Source organism: Paenibacillus sp. XY044 (genome assembly GCF_002257645.1).
GTDB lineage: Bacteria > Bacillota > Bacilli > Paenibacillales > Paenibacillaceae > Paenibacillus_AQ.
This window is the reverse complement of sequence record NZ_NQMO01000008.1, coordinates 243,709-261,881: the sequence shown is the minus strand read 5'-3', so window position 1 is coordinate 261,881 and position 18,173 is coordinate 243,709. Positions and strand designations below refer to the sequence as shown.

At 53.7% G+C, this 18,173-nt stretch carries 14 protein-coding genes and 1 other annotated feature; of the genes, 5 read left to right on the top strand and 9 right to left on the bottom strand.

The window, feature by feature from the left end; all coding sequences use genetic code 11:
* Together CJP46_RS27680 and CJP46_RS27675 are read right to left on the bottom strand one after the other, a co-directional pair.
* The gene (locus CJP46_RS27680) at positions 1-1,755 is read right to left on the bottom strand and encodes a DNA repair helicase XPB (RefSeq protein WP_094598853.1); all 1,755 of its coding nucleotides are present in this window, start codon (positions 1,753-1,755) and stop codon (positions 1-3) included.
* Between the two features lie 182 nt (positions 1,756-1,937).
* Positions 1,938-3,113 carry a M20 family metallopeptidase gene (locus tag CJP46_RS27675; protein WP_094598852.1) on the bottom strand — a complete coding sequence of 392 codons (1,176 nt, stop codon included), beginning with the start codon at positions 3,111-3,113 and terminating at the stop codon, positions 1,938-1,940.
* Between the two features lie 207 nt (positions 3,114-3,320).
* Here CJP46_RS27675 and CJP46_RS27670 point away from each other — a divergent pair, with 207 nt between their 5' ends.
* Together CJP46_RS27670 and ftsW are read left to right on the top strand one after the other, a co-directional pair.
* Complete coding sequence (locus CJP46_RS27670) at positions 3,321-3,668, top strand: YugN family protein (protein WP_094598851.1); 348 nt, start codon at positions 3,321-3,323, stop codon at positions 3,666-3,668.
* An 11-nt stretch (positions 3,669-3,679) separates the two neighbouring features.
* Positions 3,680-4,939, top strand: coding sequence for a putative lipid II flippase FtsW (gene ftsW, locus CJP46_RS27665; RefSeq protein WP_094598850.1), 1,260 nt, complete (start codon positions 3,680-3,682; stop codon positions 4,937-4,939).
* A gap of 73 nt (positions 4,940-5,012) precedes the next feature.
* Here the strand turns inward: ftsW and CJP46_RS27660 are convergent, their stop codons facing one another.
* Entirely contained in the window at positions 5,013-5,399 is a 387-nt protein-coding gene (locus CJP46_RS27660) for an Asp23/Gls24 family envelope stress response protein (RefSeq protein ID WP_094598849.1), read from the bottom strand.
* A 152-nt stretch (positions 5,400-5,551) separates the two neighbouring features.
* Here CJP46_RS27660 and cax point away from each other — a divergent pair, with 152 nt between their 5' ends.
* The gene (cax, locus tag CJP46_RS27655; protein ID WP_094598848.1) at positions 5,552-6,625 is read left to right on the top strand and encodes a calcium/proton exchanger; all 1,074 of its coding nucleotides are present in this window, start codon (positions 5,552-5,554) and stop codon (positions 6,623-6,625) included.
* Positions 6,626-6,850: 225 nt separating this feature from the next.
* On the opposite strand, the gene CJP46_RS27650 is transcribed toward cax, so the two are convergent.
* The 5 genes from CJP46_RS27650 to CJP46_RS27630 all read right to left on the bottom strand — a co-directional run bounded on the left by CJP46_RS27650 (position 6,851) and on the right by CJP46_RS27630 (position 12,088).
* Positions 6,851-7,141 (bottom strand): Fpa/YlaN family protein, encoded by a 291-nt coding sequence (locus tag CJP46_RS27650; RefSeq protein WP_076169917.1) that lies wholly within the window; start codon positions 7,139-7,141, stop codon positions 6,851-6,853.
* A gap of 351 nt (positions 7,142-7,492) precedes the next feature.
* Positions 7,493-7,738, bottom strand: a complete 246-nt coding sequence (locus tag CJP46_RS27645; protein ID WP_094598847.1) for an HPr family phosphocarrier protein — start codon at positions 7,736-7,738, stop codon at positions 7,493-7,495.
* A gap of 142 nt (positions 7,739-7,880) precedes the next feature.
* Positions 7,881-8,996: an aminopeptidase gene (locus CJP46_RS27640; RefSeq protein ID WP_094598846.1), complete on the bottom strand. Its 1,116-nt coding sequence runs from the start codon at positions 8,994-8,996 to the stop codon at positions 7,881-7,883.
* A 150-nt stretch (positions 8,997-9,146) separates the two neighbouring features.
* Positions 9,147-9,968, bottom strand: coding sequence for a hypothetical protein (locus CJP46_RS27635; protein ID WP_143813041.1), 822 nt, complete (start codon positions 9,966-9,968; stop codon positions 9,147-9,149).
* A gap of 134 nt (positions 9,969-10,102) precedes the next feature.
* The gene (locus CJP46_RS27630) at positions 10,103-12,088 is read right to left on the bottom strand and encodes a sensor domain-containing diguanylate cyclase (protein ID WP_094598844.1); all 1,986 of its coding nucleotides are present in this window, start codon (positions 12,086-12,088) and stop codon (positions 10,103-10,105) included.
* A gap of 477 nt (positions 12,089-12,565) precedes the next feature.
* Here CJP46_RS27630 and rpsD point away from each other — a divergent pair, with 477 nt between their 5' ends.
* The gene (gene rpsD, locus CJP46_RS27625; RefSeq protein WP_094598843.1) at positions 12,566-13,165 is read left to right on the top strand and encodes a 30S ribosomal protein S4; all 600 of its coding nucleotides are present in this window, start codon (positions 12,566-12,568) and stop codon (positions 13,163-13,165) included.
* Between the two features lie 164 nt (positions 13,166-13,329).
* Here the strand turns inward: rpsD and tyrS are convergent, their stop codons facing one another.
* Positions 13,330-14,583, bottom strand: coding sequence for a tyrosine--tRNA ligase (tyrS, locus tag CJP46_RS27620; protein WP_094598954.1), 1,254 nt, complete (start codon positions 14,581-14,583; stop codon positions 13,330-13,332).
* Between the two features lie 58 nt (positions 14,584-14,641).
* Positions 14,642-14,906 (bottom strand) — a binding site (T-box leader).
* Positions 14,907-15,054: 148 nt separating this feature from the next.
* On the opposite strand from tyrS, the gene CJP46_RS27615 reads away from it, so the two are divergent.
* The gene (locus tag CJP46_RS27615; RefSeq protein ID WP_094598842.1) at positions 15,055-18,171 is read left to right on the top strand and encodes a penicillin-binding protein 1A; all 3,117 of its coding nucleotides are present in this window, start codon (positions 15,055-15,057) and stop codon (positions 18,169-18,171) included.
* The last annotated feature ends 2 nt before the right edge of the window (positions 18,172-18,173 follow it).

Genomic DNA, 18,173 nt, shown 5'->3' with positions numbered 1-18,173 from the left:
TCAGGATGAAGCCTCCTTTTTGGCTGGAATGGCCCGGTCCCCGTCCGGGCGGGAAGTTAACTCATGACCGGACTCACGGCTAAACAGCCCGGGATCCGAATCATACCGCACGGAATATTCGTAACCCTGTTCGACCAGGAAAAGTTGGCGCCGGATGGCAAACTCCTCTTCTTTGCTATCCTGGGACACCAAGGCGTAAAAATACGCCCGGTTGTTTCCGGCTTTAGGCCGCAAAATCCGCCCCAAACGCTGGGCCTCCTCCTGCCTGGATCCGAAACTGCCCGAAATTTCAATTGCCACGGAAGCGTCCGGCAGGTCGACGGCGAAGTTGGCTACCTTGGAAACGGCCAGCACTCTTGTTTCTCCCCGTCTAAAAGACTCATAGAGCCTTCCCCTGTCCTTGTGCGCCATTCGCCCCGAAATCAGCGGAACGCCCAGCGACTCGGATAGTTGCTTCAGCTGATCAATATATTGGCCAATAATGAGGACGCTCTCTTCCGGATGCTTGTCCAGCAGCCTTCGGACGACCTCCAGCTTGCCGGGATTTTCGGCGGCGATCCGGAATTTCTCCTTCCCTTCCGCGTATGCGTAGGCTTCGCGCAGTTCGGACGCCATCGCCACCCGGACCTCGGTGCATTCGACGCGCGCAATCCACCCCATCGACTCTAGCTCTTTCCAGGGCATTTCGTAGCGCTTCGGACCGATCAGCGAAAAAACATCCTGCTCGCAGCCGTCCTCCCGCACCAGCGTAGCGGTCAGCCCGAGGCGGCGGGTCGCCTGGATATCGGCCGTCGCCCGGAACACCGGAGCCGGCAGCAGATGCACCTCATCATAAATGATGAGTCCCCAGTTGCGCTCGTTAAACAGGCGCATATGCTCAAACTCATCCTCTTTGGACCGGCGATGCGTCAGGATTTGATAGGTGGCAACCGTGACCGGGCGCACCTCCTTCTTTTGCCCCGTATACTCCCCGATCTGGGAAGAATCCAGCGTCGTCTTGTCCGTCAGCTCCGCAATCCACTGCCCGACGGAGGTTGCATTCGAAGTCAGAATCAGACACTCGCACTCATGCTTTTCCAGCACGCCGAGCCCGATGACGGTTTTCCCGGCGCCGCAGGGGAGAACCAGCACCCCGCTGCCCCCGCTGCCGGCCACCCCTTCAAAAGCGTCTGCCGCCGCCTGCTGGTAGTCCCTGAGTGCAAAAGAGCCGCCCTGCGTTCTCCAGCCGATCTGCAGCGGCTGCCCCTCATGGTAGCCGGCCAAGTCCAGGATGGGATATCCCAGCCGCGTCAGCTCCTGCTTGATCCGTCCGCGGCGCAGGGCATCAAGCTCCGCCTGGCCCGGAGTCACGCGCCGCAGCCCGCTGGCCTGAACGGCGGGTATCGCCAGCACTTCATCCAGCAGCTGCGGATCGGAGGAGGTCAGGCTGAGCTTCCCGGCTTCCGCCTTCCCGGCCTCGATCCGGAGCTTCCCGTATCTGCCCACCAGGCTGCGGATGTCCCGGGTCAGCGAGGAGGGAACCTCCCATCTGGAGACCGACGCCAGCGCGTCGACGATCTCTCCGGCGGTCCATCCCAACGAGGCGGCATTCCACAGCGATAACGGAGTAATCCGGTACGTATGAAACGCAGAAGGACTCTTGACCAGCTCTGCAAAATGGGCCAGCTTCCCGCGGGCTTCCTCAAACCCCGGGTGTCCGCATTCCAGCAGGATGGTCCGGTCCCGCTGCACGATGCACGCTTTTGTATCGCTCATCAAATCCCCTTCTTTCTGTTCGAGTTCTTCTTCCAGGCTGCAAACATATGAAAAAGTTCATCTCCTAGAGCGGAAATGAACTTTTCCTCTGCCATTTCAAGTTTTTCCCACCGTCCGCCAAAACATTCGTGCAACTAAACCTTCCGGCCGATGAATCGGGAGACTCATCCTATCAAGCCTGCCTATTCCCAGTCCTGATACGATTGAGTCATCGTCACCAGCAGCTTGGCTGCGCTCAGCATGGCCGACTCGTCAAAGTCAAACCTTGGGTGATGATGCGGATAGACGGCCTGAAGCTCTTCATTACCTGCTCCCACGAACATAAAGCACCCGGGAATTTCCTGCAAATAATAAGCGAAATCCTCGGCAGGCATAATCTTCTCGCAGCGCTGCACCTTGGAGTCACCGAACACCTTCGGCGCTTCGGAGAAAAATCTCTCCGTCTCCGCCTCATCGTTCACAAGCGGCGGGTACCCCATCAAATATTGAATTTTCGACTCGGCTCCGTACGTCTGCGCCGTAAGCCGGGTCATTTCTTCGATCCGTCCGCGGATATATTGGCGCGTCTCGTCGTCAAACGTCCGTACGGTTCCGGTAATCCGGCACGATTCGGCGATGACGTTCTGCGCGCTTCCCCCCTGGATCGTTCCGATCGTAACGACCGCCGGCCGTAGTGGGTTCACCGAGCGGCTGACGATGCTCTGCAGCTGCATGACCAGCGCCGATCCGGCCACTACGCTGTCCACCGTCACATGCGGCATGCCCCCGTGACCGCCCTTGCCGATGATATCGATAAAGAACTCATCCGCCGCGGCCATCATCGGCCCCGGTGTGCTGGCCGCGGTTCCTGCCGGGAACGGCGTCCATAAGTGCACGCCATATACCACGTCGGCCCCATCCAGAACGCCCGCCTCAATCATCCCCTTGGCACCGCCCGGGCATACCTCCTCAGCCGGCTGGAATACGAACCGGATCTCTCCGGGCAGATCCTCCTTCCGGGCGCTGAAATACGAAGCAACTGCCAGCAGGATCGACGTATGACCGTCGTGACCGCAAGCATGCATGACACCAGGCACTTCGGAAGAATAGTCACACGACTTTTCATCCTGAATCGGAAGCGCGTCCATGTCCGCCCGCAGAACGACCGTCTTCCCCGGCTTGCTTCCTTTTAATACGCCGACCACTCCATATCCGCCGCCGAACCGCGTCCGCACGTCGATCCCCAGCTCCCGCAGCCTGTCAGCCACGAACGCGGACGTCTGCTCCTCATGGTAAGACAGCTCCGGATGCCGGTGCAGATACCGCCTCCACTCCACCATTTGCGGCTCCAGCTTGCTCAGCAATGCCTCTTCTCTCATATGTATCCGTCCTCTCGCCATAGAATGGAAGTTAAGTTGCTGATATGTCATCCCACATCGCGGTGGTTGAACCCTTTTTTCTATTGTAGCAGAAACGCCTCGGATGGGGTATCGCCCCAATATTGCCAAGGCTTGCACAAGTGTTTAAAACATAATATCATGAGTAAAGAACTTTACAGGCAACCAATAGAGGAGGATTTAGTAACCATGATTTTTGAAAATACAGGACTCGACGGCATCAAAGCCGACTTGGCATTTATGGACGAAGTAGCCGATAAAGTAGGCTTTGTCCGTTGGCAGTGGGAATACTATCGCGCTACATATGACTATAAAATCGAAGATAATAACACCAAATCGGAATACTTCGTACGGATCAACACGCGTGCGGTAGAAGGAAAGCTGGAAAAGCCGGACACTGTGCTGCAAATTGAAGCCGTGTATATGGGCAAGGCAACCTTCCCTCACGGGCTGGAATACGAATCTCCGGTTCCGTCGTCCATCTTAGGGATTGCAACCAAGAAGCTCCAGCAGTTTAAAGCCGCTCTGGAAGCCTAAGCAGGTCTCTTATGAGAGAAGAAAAACCCCAACAATCCAAGAGAGGGACGCCGGATTTCCAACTGCTCATCCTCACCTTGCTGTTGGTTGGTTTTGGGCTGGTCATGGTATTCAGCGCCAGTTCGAGCTTGGCCATCGCTAGCAAGGATTTTCACTATGACTCGCTGTATTTTACGAAAAGACAGTTCATGTGGGCCGCGCTGGGCACGATCGCAATGTTCGTCGCGATGAACATTCCTTACACCAAGTACAAAAAGCTGTTTGCCCCGCTGTTTATCGTGACAGTCATCATGCTAGTGCTGGTTCTTCTGGTCGGATCAGTCAGAAACGGCGCCCGAAGCTGGTTCGGCGTCGGATCTCTCGGCATCCAGCCGACGGAAATCGCGAAGATCGCGATCATTCTGTACCTATCTGCTTTGATCAGTAAAAAAGGGGAGCGCTTCCGCGACCTGCGGACAGGCTATATCCCGGTTATGGTCATCGTCGGCTTTGTCGCCGGGCTCATCATGATGCAGCCGGACCTCGGCTCCTGCCTCATTCTGGTGGCCACGAGCGCCCTGATCATCTATGCCGGCGGCGCGAGCCTCAAGCATATGATAGGGTCAGCCCTGCTGCTGATCCTGGGTGCGAGCCTCGTGCTCGGAGCCAACGCCCTGATCAAGTCGGTATCCCATAGCGGGGATCAGACGGTACAATCGAGCAACTATAAGCTCGGCCGGATTAACGCCTTCTTGGACCCGTTCAAGGATCCGCAGGGGGAGGGCTACAATCTGCTGCAGTCGCTGACTGCCATCGGTGAAGGGCAAATGACCGGAGCCGGCTTCGGTAAAAGCGTTCAGAAGCTTCATTATTTGCCCAACCCCTATAACGACTTCATCTTCTCCGTCATCGGCGAAGAGTTCGGGTTTATCGGAACGTCGATCTTCCTGATCGTCTATATCTACTTCATCTGGCGCGGCATTATTATCGCGCTGAGGTGCCCCGACCCGTTCGGAACGCTTGTCGGCATCGGAATCATGGGCTTGATCGCCATCCAGGCGTTCATCAATATCGGGGGCGTCACCCAGACGATTCCGCTTACCGGGGTAACCCTGCCGTTTATCAGTTACGGCGGCACTTCCCTTCTGATTATGATGGCCAGCATGGGCATCATGCTCAGCATCTCGCGGATCAGCAGCCTTCCAGCGAAGCATGAGCAGGTGAAGTCGGTAACCGTCAAGAAACCGTCGGTCGCCGTCTCCACCCGCAATCAGACACGCCGCTTTAACTGACCCTTCGAGGGTACTAAAAAAGACTAGAGGACGTTTACGTCCACTAGTCTTTTTTTCTTCTAGTCATGCGGCTTTATTTGGTGCGCATTGGCACCTCTTCGATCATGTCATCCTTGAAGGCGACGCCTTCCACTTTTACGTTAACTTCGACCACACGCAGACCGGTCATGCTTTCGACGGCTTCGCGCACGTTTTGTTGAAGCATGCGGGATACTTCGTGAATCGGGGTTTCATACAGCACGATGATCCGCAGGTCGATGGCCGCTTCAAGCTGCCCAACCTCCACCGTGACACCCTTCTGCACGTTTTTTCCGCTCAGGCGCTTGGCCCATCCTTCCGACAAACCACCCGACATGGCTGCGATCCCTGGTGTTTCAAGTGCTGCCAATCCGGCGATTTTCGCTACGACATCATCTGCAATCCGTATGGTTCCATTCTCTAGTTGGAGTTGTTCCGACATGCTCCATCCTCCTTTACATCCATTATCCGTTATTGTAAATCCTAACAGGCCCAAAAAGCAAATTCCGGGCCCCGCCGATTTGTTTACAACGATATGCAATTTGGGTATATTGAATAAGAATCGAACTTACATATGGCAAGAGGTGTCAAAAATTGAAAAAATGGATCAGCCCCATCCTGCTTATCGCCTTCTTTATTCTTAGTGCTGTGGGACATTTCGCAGGCTGGGATGCAACGCTGCAGTTCATTCTGTCCGCGATATCCGTCGTCTTTGTCGCCGGATTTTTGGGCAAAGCGACGGAGAGCGTATCGCATTATGCCGGGCAGCGTCTTGGCGGCTTTTTGAACGCCACCTTCGGTAACGCGGCGGAGCTGATTATCGCAATCTTTCTGGTCAAGGAAGGCCTGTTCGACATGGTCAAAGCCAGTTTGACCGGTTCGGTGATCGGGAACTTGCTTCTGGTCCTGGGACTCAGCATTTTTGCCGGAGGACTGAAGTTTAAAGTTCAGAGCTTTAACGTATCGCTGGCCGGAATGAACGGCTCGCTGATGCTGGTTGCGGTGATCGCTTTGATTGTGCCTGCGGTATTTCTGCGCAGTCATTCTATTACCGGGAGCGATACCCAGCTGCTGAGCCTGATTGTGGCTTGTATCCTGATCGTGGCTTACCTCGCTTGGCTTGTCTTCTCGATGATTACGCACAAGAAATATTTGGCGGATGTCACCGACGATGAGGACGAAGAACTGCCGCATGAACGCGAGCCTGAATGGTCCAAAGGGAAATCGGTCCTGTATCTCCTTCTGGCGACCGTTATGGTAGCTTTCGTGAGTGAATGGCTGGTAGATACGCTGGAGACCTTCACGACGCGATTCGGGCTTAGTGAGCTGTTTGTAGGTGCATTCCTCGTGGCCATTATCGGCAACGCGGCGGAGCACAGTGCGGCCGTCATGCTGGCCATGAAGAACAAGATCGGCGCAGCGGTTGAAATCGCCGTAGGCAGCAGCCTGCAGATCGCCTTGTTCGTCGCTCCTGTGCTCATTTTGGTCAGTTATTTCTTCGGGCCCACCACGATGGACCTGGTGTTTACGACCATTGAGCTGCTCGCGATCGGCGTGTCGGTATTTATCGCCAAATCCATCATCCAGGATGGTAAAACGAACTGGTATGAAGGTCTGCTGCTGCTTGTCGTTTACGTCATTCTCGGCGTATCGTTTTTCTTGGTATAGACAGCAGACAGCGAGACAAAGTTCCTTGTGTTCCAGAGCAGGCAGGGTAACGACAAAAAAGGCATGTTCTCCAGCGGAGAGCATGCCTTTTTATACGTATAAATTTATAAATCTCGGGACCTCCGAAGTGAAGGCCAAGCTGCAACTGCTCATCATCGATTGACACGGGATCCGGTCGCCTGAACCCTGCATCTTATGTAAGCCTGCTTGCGACAGGCTGATGATTTATGCTTCCCTGTTGTTCAGGGCTTCATAGAGGTTGGCCAGATTCTTCTCCAGCTCACTGACCAGCTGTTTGCCTGTAAGTTCGGGCACAAGACCGGCGCGTACGGCAAAATCAACCTCACGTGAAAATCCGTACATCTGGGTGTCCAGCACTTCCTCATAGAGAGGGCAATAGCGTGTGGCCAGATTCTCCATTTGTACTTCAATAAGCTTCTCTATTTTCTCTGCATCATCTTTCAGCAGATTAATCGCCTTAATATTCAACTGCTCCTGCAGCTCAGATGAAGTCATGCATCTTCCCCCCTATGTCCAAAATCCTACATTTACACCCTTGTATTCTATTCTTAATATTAGACGAAATTGAACACCAATACAAGAACCTGGCCCAGAAAAACGTCCCTGGGAAGCCTAGGGAGGGGGAAATTCCGGTCCATCGTCCGCAAAGACCCCGGTTTTATGCCAAGCTCAGCAGTAGGAGACTCTAAGGGGAAGGCTGACGGCGGTGAAGGTTCTAAAATAACCCCACAAAGTGAGGGTTGGGCTTCGATGCTATCTCAGATGCGGGGACCCCGGAAAATATAAATTTTAAGCTTTAAAAAAAGCGCCCTTACTGTTGCCAGCAGGAGCGCTCTTCTTCATCCATTACTCAGAGACCACGTTGACGTTCAGGCCGTGTTTGGCAAACACTTCCTTCATCGCCGCTTTAGCCTCGTCCGCATCCGGTCCATGAACATGAAGCTCATAGCTTTGGCTGCTTACAAGCGTCGTAAACAAACCGAGGATACTTTTGACATCGATGTACTTGTTCTCCGCTTGAAGTACGATCGAAGAGGTAAATTGGCTTGCCGTTTGGGCGATTTCCACAACAGCTGCGTTGTTACTGGACATAGGATCCCTCCGTAGCTTTTGATATCAAGTATACTATGATTTTACCACTTTTATGATACATTGAATCCGCTTTCTCGCGCAAGGAATTTCTGAAAGGCGCTTGGCCGAGATATAACAGATCCGGTTTCTAATGCAGTTATTCCTACTTCAAATTCTCTGGGTTCAACCCCTGCAGTTCCGGAATGACGAAAATGCCGTCTTTGCGGATCAGCACGTCGTCGAAGTAAATTTCCCCGCCGCCGTAGTCTTCACGCTGAATCAGCACGATGTCCCAGTGGATGGATGAACGGTTGCCGTTATCCGTTACTTCATAGGCTTGACCCGGGGTAAAGTGGATGCTTCCGGCAATTTTTTCGTCGAACAGAATGTCCTTCATCGGGTGTAAAATGTACGGGTTAAACCCGATCGCGAATTCGCCGATATAGCGCGCCCCTTCATCCGAGTCCAAAATGTTGTTCAGGCGCTTGGTATCGTTGCTCGTCGCTTCCACGATTTTTCCATCCTTGAAGGTAAACTTGATATTTTCGAACGAGATGCCGTTATATACCGTGCCGGTGTTGTAGCTGATCGTGCCGTTGACGGAATCGCGCACCGGTGCGCTGTAAACCTCGCCGTCCGGAATGTTTTTCTCGCCAGCGCATTTTTCGGCGCCGATCCCCTTAATAGAAAAGCTGAGGTCGGTGCCCGGACCGACGATGCGGACCTTGTCCGTCTTTCTCATCAGCTCGGCAAGTGGATCCTGCGCCTTGTCCATCTTGGCGTAATCGAGGTTGCATACGTCAAAATAGAAGTCCTCAAAAGCTTCCGTGCTCATATTGGCCAACTGGGCCATGCTTGGGTTCGGATAACGCAGTACCACCCATTTGGTGTGGTTTACGCGCTGTCCGCTATGTACCGGATGATTGTAAAGCGAATTGAACAGTTTCACCTTTTCGTCAGGGACGTCGGCCAGATCATTGACGTTCTCTCCGGCGCGGATGCCGATATAGCAGTCCATCTGCTTCATCCGGTTCAAGTCGATGTCCGCCCAAGTCTTGAGCATTTCTTCCGTCGCGTTCATCAGCATCGTACGCTGCACGGATTTGTCGGTAATTTGCACGAACGGGCGTCCTCCCCGCTTGCCGACTTCATCAATGACGGCCTTCAGCAGGTTGCGCTCCGAGCCGATCATCTCGACAAGGACGTTCTCCCCCGGCTGTACGTTCACGGAATAACCGACCAGGTTTTCCGCCAGTTTTTGGATTCTAGGATCACGCATTACTTATTTCCTCCCCTTGACATAACCTCTATGCTATTTATTTGAACAAAGGTTAATTCATTCAGACTTATTGTAGCACGCATGGCAAGTCCCGTCAGCATGGAGCTGCGGGAGCAGGCGTAAAAACCGATGCCCACCGGTATGATGGGGCTACGGCTGGAATGAAACATCGTTCACCATCGACTCCCGTGTCTTTGCGCCGTTCAGGTTGATATAGTCGATTGCGCTCTCCGAGGTCAAACGAACCGGAAATCCCGACTTGCGGTTAATCGTCAAATGATAGACCGTGCTTACCTGGGCGTCGTTCAGCATTTGCCGCAGCTGCTTGTCCCCTTGACTCCAGAGACTCTGCAGCTTCTGCTTTTCCCGGGACTGTGCACGGGTATATCCGGGCTGCTTGCGGAGACCCTCCATCTCTGACTCGAGCTGCTTCGCCAAAAAACTTTTCGCGCTCGAGCTTTCCAATTCGATCCGCAGCACTTTGGTCCCCCGGGCGCCACTGGACTCTACTTTGATGTTTTTGGGAAGATCATGTATGCCGTCCAGCTGCTGCAGAGGGTTAAACCGGGTTAACGAAGGAGAGGTATCCTCGGGATCCGCTTCGCTCGACAGCCTCACCCATCCCCCGTCCTGCCTGCGGAAATTCGTCACCTTCACGGTTTTCCCGGTGATTCCCCTTGCCTGGAGTCCCTTGGCGTTAACCGCCTCTTGGGTAGGGATCACGCTCTCCATGGTGAGCTGGTCGTGGCCCGTGAGCCTGCCGGTGTAAGCAAAATTCTGCGCCTGCCCCTGATCCTGCGCACGCACCGCAGCCTGACCAATAAATGAGAACGAGTCTTTGCCGGCCAGTCCGGTAATCGTCTGGGAAAACCATTCCTCCGGCGATTTCGAGTCCTGAAACATGCCGCAGCCTGTCAAACCGCCGCATAGGCTAAGCAGCAGCAAGGCGGGAAGTACCATTTTTTTTATCATGGAATACTGCCTTTCCGGACGGAATGAACCAAGGTTCATTCTCCTGACATAGGTCCTTTTTGCTTATAGGCTGTCCCCCGCCTGACCAGTTCATGCAAAAATAAGGCGCCCCCACTCGAAAGTGAGGCCGCCCTTTACATATCGTTCACGTCTTCCATTTGAATCTGGTTGCGTCCGCTGTTCTTTGCCCTGTAGAGGGCCATATCCGCTCTGTAGAACAAGCTGTCTACACTCACCTGTGGATCCGTCCAGCACCATTCAGCGATTCCGCTTGAAATTGTAACGGGGGGGCTCGTCTCCCGGGCGACCCGGCTTCGGATCACTTCAGCGACTTTGACCGCCTGGTGCACCCCCAGCTGCGGCAGATACACGGCCAGCTCCTCCCCGCCCCAGCGTGCAGGCACATCTTCCTCCCGAATGGAGGATTTCACGATATCGCTGACCTGCCGAAGGATATCGTCACCTTTCTGATGACCGTATGTATCGTTAACCTGTTTGAATTCATCAATGTCCACCACGATCAGGGACCCGCAAAAATCGCTCACTTGATACTGCTGAATCATCTTGTCGAGGTAGTGGCGGGCGTACATGTCGGTCAGCATGTCCCGGTTGGCCATCCGTCTCAGCTCAGCGTGAAGCAGCGCATTGCTCACTGAAAGGCCGATGTGGCTGGACAAGGTTTGCAGAAGCCGATAATTATCATAGGAAAAATAATGAGGATTGCGGTGCGTCAGCAGAATGGCCCCCATCACCTTGCCGTTTACCGTCAGCGGTGAAGCGATGAGGGATTGCGAATGCGTGACATCCATCAGCTTCGAGGGGACCTTGCCGCTCAGCGAATAGTCCGAAAGAATGACAGGTTCCTTTTTATGAAATACATGTCCGCCAAAGCCGTACTCCGCATCAAAGGACGGGGCAAGACCAGGAACGTTGGACGCCATCACCTCCAGAACGCCTCGTTCCTCATTGTACTGCAAGAAGCAGCAGTAATCCGCCTGGAAAATATCCAGCATCTCCTCGCTGGCAAACTTGTAAATATCCCCAAGCTTGAGGCTCTGGTTCAGCCGCTGGGTCAATTCGTTAATGAGGCGCAGCTCATGAATCAGCAGGTTCGACTGCTCGTAGAGCTTCGCATTTTCAAAAGCATTCCCCGCCGTGTCGACCACCATGCCGATCAGCTGCAGGTCCAGATCTTCCTGAAGCTCCCTGGACATCACCAGATGAAGCACCCCATAGACGCCCTGCTTGCCGCCGAGCGGTATGGCGATTTCGACCTGGTTCTCCATCCCCCCGTCCCTGCAGTCCTGCATCATGAGCCTTCCATCCATAAAAGACCTGACGCAGATATCCTCGCCCCAGGGATGAAAGACGAGCGGCTTCACCCGCGGATTGCGGCTCTGATGGTCCTGGGACATAAGCAGTCTCGCGCGGATGGTGGGGTACAGAACTTCGAGGCTGTCCAATACCTCTGTCAGCACGGTATCCACATCGATCTGGTCATGCATCCGCTGCATGATTTGAAACAGAATGGACCGGCGGTTAGCCTCCCGTTCCGTACTTTCCTGCGCCTTCAGAATGTCCGACACAAGGGCGAACTTAAAACTTTTGTACAGGCAAGAACGATAGTGGAGCGCCATGGCGGCAACGGTGTCCCGGGCTCCTTCACCAAAAAGGTGCGCGGGAATTCCACAGACCAGAAGGCAGACCAGCGCGTGCTCCCGGCGAGTAAACACCGGAATAACCGTAGTAACCCAGGAGCTATGGCGATCCGCCGGATCATCGGGAAGGATCCAGAACTGTTCCCCGGACTCCAGGCAACGGCCGATCTCTCCCGCCAAACCGTTGAAAGGCTCCGCAAGAAGAGCTTCATCGCCATCGATCCACCGCCCCTGAAAATTCGTTACAGCCCACAAGGCTTGTCCACTCAGCGGCAGTGTCTGCGCTTCGGCCCGCCAATTAAAAAAAGCTCCTTGGATCACGTGATCCACATAGGGCAAATCATGAACGGACAAGTCGATCTCCTGCAGCCAGGAAGTAGCCGACTCCGAAGGAAACGCCAGATCGGCATTCGTCTGAAAAAGGCTTTGATGCTTCGTTGTTTCTCGTTGGTGTTCTGACATAGACAGGCGCTCCTTTACACCGTGCCAAAGGGTGTCTTTCACGGCACCATAAAATCGCAATCAATATACATTGTCACCCTTGCAATATGAAAAAGTCCGCTATAAAGTCGGGTCATGTCGGATGTGTTATAATAAACATTCTACTCTGTTCCAAGCAATTTTGCACTCATATTTCAGATATTCGTCCTACTTTTTTAGGACTATAGCCCTATCGACAAAATTAGACTTTTCCAGCACATTGTCAGGCCTTGACTTTTACCTACTCTATAATATAAAATCTATTGTTGAAAAAGACTGCAATATAGTCTTGATTTGGGCGTAACGTTGTGTCACCCTCACGTCATTTGTTGCTGATAGGACAGCGGCTGAACTTTCCCGTCAGTTGTGCGGTTCGCTATAGAACGCACAGGTAAACAAATACGGCGCAAATAGAGCCCTACTGTAAATTATTCGAACAATAAAGGAGTCTACTATAACATGGCACGTTACACAGGTCCAAAGTTTAAATTGAGCCGTCGTCTGGGAATTTCCCTGAGCGGTACTGGTAAAGAATTGAAACGCCCTTTTCCTCCGGGACAACACGGTCCTAACCAACGGAGAAAAATGAGCAACTACGGTATGCAGCTCCAAGAAAAACAAAAATTGCGCCACATGTACGGTTTGGGTGAAAAGCAATTCCGCACGCTGTTCGACAGAGCGCAAAAAATGCAGGGTATTGCCGGTGAAAACTTCATGTTCTTGCTGGAAAGCCGCTTGGACAACCTCGTTTACCGTCTTGGTTTCGCTAACTCCCGTGCAGGAGCGCGCCAATTGGTCGCTCACGGTCACGTGACTGTTAACGGCAAGAAAGTAAACGTTGCTTCCTACCAAGTTATCACAGGCGACGTAATCAGTCTTCGCGAAAGAAGCCGCAGCCTCTCTTCTATTAAAGAAGCGCTGGAGAACCGTTCGCATCTGCCAGGCTACCTGGAATACAACGATGGAGCTTTGGAAGGTAAATACATCCGTTTCCCAGAGCGCGCCGAACTTTCCCAAGACATCGACGAAAGACAAATCGTCGAATTCTACAACCGTTAATATTTCGCTGCAACCAAGCCTGGAACGTTATGTTCCGGGCTTTTTTGTTATTATGAAAAAATAGGACTGACTGGCAGCCCTATTTTTTGCGGTCATGCACATGGCTTCATTAATCCATGCAATCTTCTTAAACACATCAAGCTTCTATAGAATATCCACGGCTTCTATACGATCCGGAGCTTGGCGAATTTGCGTTTCCCCGCTTGAACGATATCGCCGTCCCGGACCGTGACATCCGCATTCGGGTCTTCGATTTTAACTTCATTCAGCTTGACCGCCCCCTGCTGTATGCTCCTTCTGGCCTCGCTGTTGGAAACCGCAAATCCCAGGAGGGTCAGCAGCCGGACCAACCGAATAGCCCCTCCCTGCAGCTCGTCTTCGGGAATATCGCGCAGCTCAATTTCCTCGGGAAGCGCACGCTGCTGAAAGACGGTAACGAAATGCCGCCGGGCCGCCTCGGCTGCCTCCCGCCCATGGTACATCCGGACAAAGGCAGCCGCCAAGCTCATTTTGGCATCCCGCGGGTGGAGGCTCCCGCCGCTCAAATCTTCACTCAGAACCTCAAGCTCCTCATTCGTCATATCCGTGGCCAGCTCATAGTATTTCACCATCAGCTCATCCGGCACCGACATCGTTTTGCCGAACATTTCGTTCGGGGTGTCATCGATCCCGATATAGTTGCCGAGGCTTTTGCTCATCTTCTGTATCCCATCCAGCCCTTCCAAGAGCGGAAGCGTGATCGCCACCTGTGGTTCTGCCCCGTATTCCTTTTGCAGGGTGCGGCCCATCATGAGGTTAAATGTCTGATCCGTACCGCCGAGCTCGATGTCGGTCTCCAGCGACACTGAATCCATCCCTTGCATCAGCGGATAGAAAAACTCGTGAATACTGATCGGGAGTCCGCCGGCGTAGCGTTTGGAGAAGTCGTCGCGCTCCAGCATCCGGGCCACCGTCACTTTGGAACCCAGCCCGATCACATCGGCAAAGGTCATCGGACCGAGCCATTCGGAGTTGTAATATACCTTCGTCTTGTCTGGGCTTAATATTTTGAACACCTGCTTCTGGTACGTTTCCGCATTCCGCTTCACGTCCTCTTCCGTCAGCTGCCTGCGGGTTTCCGACTTCCCCGTCGGGTCGCCGATCCGGCCCGTGAAATCCCCGATGATCAGCTGCACCTCATGTCCCAGCTCCTGGAACTGCCGCAGCTTGTGCAGGACGACGGTGTGGCCCACATGAATGTCCGGAGCCGACGGATCAAGACCCAGCTTCACCTTGAGCGGCCGTCCTTGCACAACCGACCGGATTACTTTTCGCTCCAGCTCCTCTTCAGGTAAAATATCGACCGTTCCCCGCTTGATGACGGCCAGTTGGCGTTCAACCTCTTCCTTCTGGTCCGGCATGAGCTTTTCCCAATTCATCGTCATCAACCTTTCCACCATCCGTTTAGTAAGTACAGCAAAAAGGCTCCTTCATGTCCCAAGGGACGAGAAGGAGCCTGCTCGCGTTACCACCCTAATTAAAGCAGCGTTTTAGGGACAATGCCCTTCCATCCACTGCTTTCACTTCATTACGGATAACGGACTGTCAGTCCGGTGCCAGACTACTGGCGCGTCCTGGTGACGCGCGTTCCTCGGGACGGCTCAAGACGGTAATTCAAAGGGGCAGGCTGCCGGTTCGCACCATCCACCGGCTCTCTGATCAGCGCATGCACCCTTCTACTGATGTCTTTCTTTGCCTTTTCACGATATGTGCTTTTTGGATTAACCATATTTATACCACACAACCGAAAAAAGTCAATCGTTTCCACCCTTTCAGCCACGATTCGATCTCTGCATTCAAAATACGCAATTTATGCTATAATAGTTCCGTTAAAAGGAGGATAGCCACGAATGGTTGAAGATAACAAACAAAAGCCGGAAGGGCAGACCGCTCCGAAAAAACGGTCCTACGGCCGCATTATCGGCCTTACCGCGATGTGGATGCTGGTCGTTATCGTAATGGGAGTGCTGTTCGCCGGCGGCACGGCAGCCGGATACCTCACTTCCATCGTGAAGGATGATCCGGTCCGTTCCAGGGCATTGATTGACCAGAAGATGAGCGAGAACTCCATTACGGGATTCGCCTACTTCCGTGACGGCACCCCCATCGGGCAGCTTCGGACCGATGAGGACAGACGCCCCGTGGAGTATAAACAGATTCCGTCCATCGTCATCGACGCCGTCGTATCGATTGAGGACAACAACTTTTTTACACATAAGGGTGTGGACGTCAATGGCACGCTCCGTGCCGTCAAGCAGAAGCTTCTGCACGAATCCGTGCAGACCGGCGGAAGCACGCTCACCCAGCAGCTGGCCAGACGCGTATTCCTGAATCTGGACAAAACGGAAGACCGGAAGTTCAAGGAAATTCTGCTCTCCCTCCGGCTGGAACGATTTATGACCAAAGAAGAAATTATAACGGCATATTTAAACAAGGTTCCTTTCGGGAACGGATCCAGCGGCTATAACCTGTACGGTATTCAGGCCGCAGCCAAAGGCATTTTTAATATTAGTGATCTCAGCAAATTGAACATCGCCGAGGCGGCTTATTTGGCCGGTCTGCCTCAGCTGCCTTCCAGATATTCGGCATTTAACGGCAAAGGCGAATTTAACGAAGCCAACTTTAATCGCGCCATCGACCGGCAGCATCTGGTGCTCCGGCGGATGCTGGAGGAGAACAAAATCACGGAAGCGCAGTACAAGGAAGCGCTGGCTTTCGACATCCACAAGCAGCTGGCTCCCCATGTGGAGAAGGCTTACGCCACCTTCCCTTATCTGATGATGGAAACGGAGCGCCAAGGCGCCCAGATCATCATGCAGCTCAATGAGCAGGCGGAAGGCAAGACTCCAGGAGACGATGCGAAGCAGGACAGCGACCTGCTTGAAGAAGCCCGGCAGCAGCTCAGCACGGGCGGGTATCGAATCTACACCACGATCGATAAGAAGGTGTACAATTCGATGCATAAAATCGCTGAGGATGACAGCAATTTCTCCCCTGACAGCACAACCAAGGGGGCCGAGCAAACGGCGGCCATGATGATCGACAACAAGACCGGCGCCATTCTCGGCATGATTGAAGGCCGTGATTTCAACAAAGAACAAATGAACTATGCCACCCAGATGATCCGCCAGCCGGGATCGACGATGAAGCCCATCGCGGCATACCTGCCGGCGATTGAATCCGGGGCCGTTCAGCCGGCAAGCGTGGTTGACGATTCGCCGATCATTTTGCCGGACGGACAGAAAGGGTATCATATTCCCAAAAACTCAACTACGGGATATAAAGGATTGATGACGGCGCGCTCCGCGCTCAACAATTCCGTGAATACAGTCGCGCTGAAACTGTACAATAACGTTGTCGGAATCCAGAACGCCTGGAGCTTTGCCAAGAAGCTCGGGATCACCACCCTGGAACCGCGGGACTATACCGCGAGGACCGGCGTGTTGGGCGGTCTCATTCGCGGCGTGACGGTTGAAGAGCTGACCAATGCCTACAGCTCCATTGCCAACAACGGCCAGTTTAACGATGCCTACATGATCGAGAAAATTACCGATTCCAAGGGCAACATCGTCTATCAGCACGAAGCCAAGCCGGTGCAGGCTTATTCCAAGCAAACGGCTTATCTGATGACCGACATGCTGCGGACCGTCATCACTGAAGGAACCGGCGATGTCGTCCGTAAAAATTACAAGCATTTTAAGAACGTGCCGATCGTCGGCAAGACGGGAACAACCCAGAATTACGGCGACGTCTGGTTTATGGGCTACTCCCCTGACGTGACGCTTGGGGTCTGGGCAGGCTACAAGGAACAAAAGAACACGCTGACCACCAAGGCGGCGAAGAAACGCGCTCAGTCGATCTGGACCCTCGTCATGAACGAGGTCATCGACCGGGAGCCCGAGCTGTTCAAGACTTCGAAGTTTGATAAACCGGACGGCATCGTGACCAAGACGGTGTCCGCCTACAGCGGCAAGCTGCCGACATCGCTGACGGACCGGTTCGTGACCGACATTTTCAACAGCAAGTTCGTTCCGACGGAAAGCGACGATGGCATCGCCAAAGAGAAGTACATTACCTACAATGGCGTAAACTATATCCCGCAGGATGGTACGCCGGACGACATGCTCAAAGAGAAGGTCGTCGTCAAACGGGAACAACCGATTTCCGAGCTGATCAAGGAGCTGGAAAACGCGTTCGCCAAAATGAAAGGCGGCCACAATGCGCTGTCTTACTACATCCCTAAAGATGCCAGCACCGACATGCCGACCAAGATCGATCCGCGCGTAGATGACGGCGCCGCACCGGCTGCCCCTTCAAACGCTTCGATCTCGTGGAACGGCAGCAAGGCGGTGATCTCCTTCAGTCCTACCGGACAATCCGATGTCGTCGGATACCGGCTGTACCGTTCGGATAATGGAGGTTCACACCGCAGGCAGGCCAGCCTCATCGTCGGAGACGGGTCATCCTTTACCAGCGCCGCGAGCGGCGGATCCAGCTTCTATGTCACGGCCGTAGACGTGGCCGGCAAAGAATCCGCACCGAGCATGACGGTCGGTCTGGGCGGCGGATTGACCAATATTATCGGAGGTACGGACGATCCGACTGGGGAACAAGGACAAAATGGCGGGCAGGACAATCCGGACGGTTCCGTAACGCCTGGAGATACGTCAGGTACGGAACAAGCGCCACAGGCCGCTCCAGCCGCTCCTAGCGGGCTTACGATGGCCGCTACGGAGACCGGGATCCAATTCCAATGGGCCGCGGCAGGAGCCCAGGAGATGGTCACGGAGTACGATGTTTACTACAGCGCGAATCCAAATGGGCCGTATGTCAAATTAGGCACCAGCTCGGAGCCTGCCTTATCGTACTCAACTTCGACACCGATCAAAGGTTACTTCTTCGTATCTGCGGTAAACAGCGCAGGCGAATCGCCTAAATCGCCTGGCGCCTATTTTGAGAAAAAGTAATC

Excerpts from the sequence above, each read along its gene's own strand:
- CJP46_RS27660 (WP_094598849.1), bottom strand. The coding sequence starts at position 5,399 with ATGTCGGAACAACTCCAACTAGAGAATGGAACCATACGGATTGCAGAT.
- CJP46_RS27670 (WP_094598851.1), top strand. The coding sequence starts at position 3,321 with ATGATTTTTGAAAATACAGGACTCGACGGCATCAAAGCCGACTTGGCA.
- CJP46_RS27650 (WP_076169917.1), bottom strand. The coding sequence starts at position 7,141 with ATGACTTCATCTGAGCTGCAGGAGCAGTTGAATATTAAGGCGATTAAT.
- CJP46_RS27630 (WP_094598844.1), bottom strand. The coding sequence starts at position 12,088 with ATGTCAGAACACCAACGAGAAACAACGAAGCATCAAAGCCTTTTTCAG.
- rpsD (WP_094598843.1), top strand. The coding sequence starts at position 12,566 with ATGGCACGTTACACAGGTCCAAAGTTTAAATTGAGCCGTCGTCTGGGA.
- CJP46_RS27645 (WP_094598847.1), bottom strand. The coding sequence starts at position 7,738 with ATGTCCAGTAACAACGCAGCTGTTGTGGAAATCGCCCAAACGGCAAGC.
- ftsW (WP_094598850.1), top strand. The coding sequence starts at position 3,680 with ATGAGAGAAGAAAAACCCCAACAATCCAAGAGAGGGACGCCGGATTTC.
- tyrS (WP_094598954.1), bottom strand. The coding sequence starts at position 14,583 with ATGAATTGGGAAAAGCTCATGCCGGACCAGAAGGAAGAGGTTGAACGC.
- CJP46_RS27640 (WP_094598846.1), bottom strand. The coding sequence starts at position 8,996 with ATGCGTGATCCTAGAATCCAAAAACTGGCGGAAAACCTGGTCGGTTAT.
- CJP46_RS27675 (WP_094598852.1), bottom strand. The coding sequence starts at position 3,113 with ATGAGAGAAGAGGCATTGCTGAGCAAGCTGGAGCCGCAAATGGTGGAG.
- CJP46_RS27615 (WP_094598842.1), top strand. The coding sequence starts at position 15,055 with ATGGTTGAAGATAACAAACAAAAGCCGGAAGGGCAGACCGCTCCGAAA.
- CJP46_RS27635 (WP_143813041.1), bottom strand. The coding sequence starts at position 9,968 with ATGATAAAAAAAATGGTACTTCCCGCCTTGCTGCTGCTTAGCCTATGC.
- CJP46_RS27680 (WP_094598853.1), bottom strand. The coding sequence starts at position 1,755 with ATGAGCGATACAAAAGCGTGCATCGTGCAGCGGGACCGGACCATCCTG.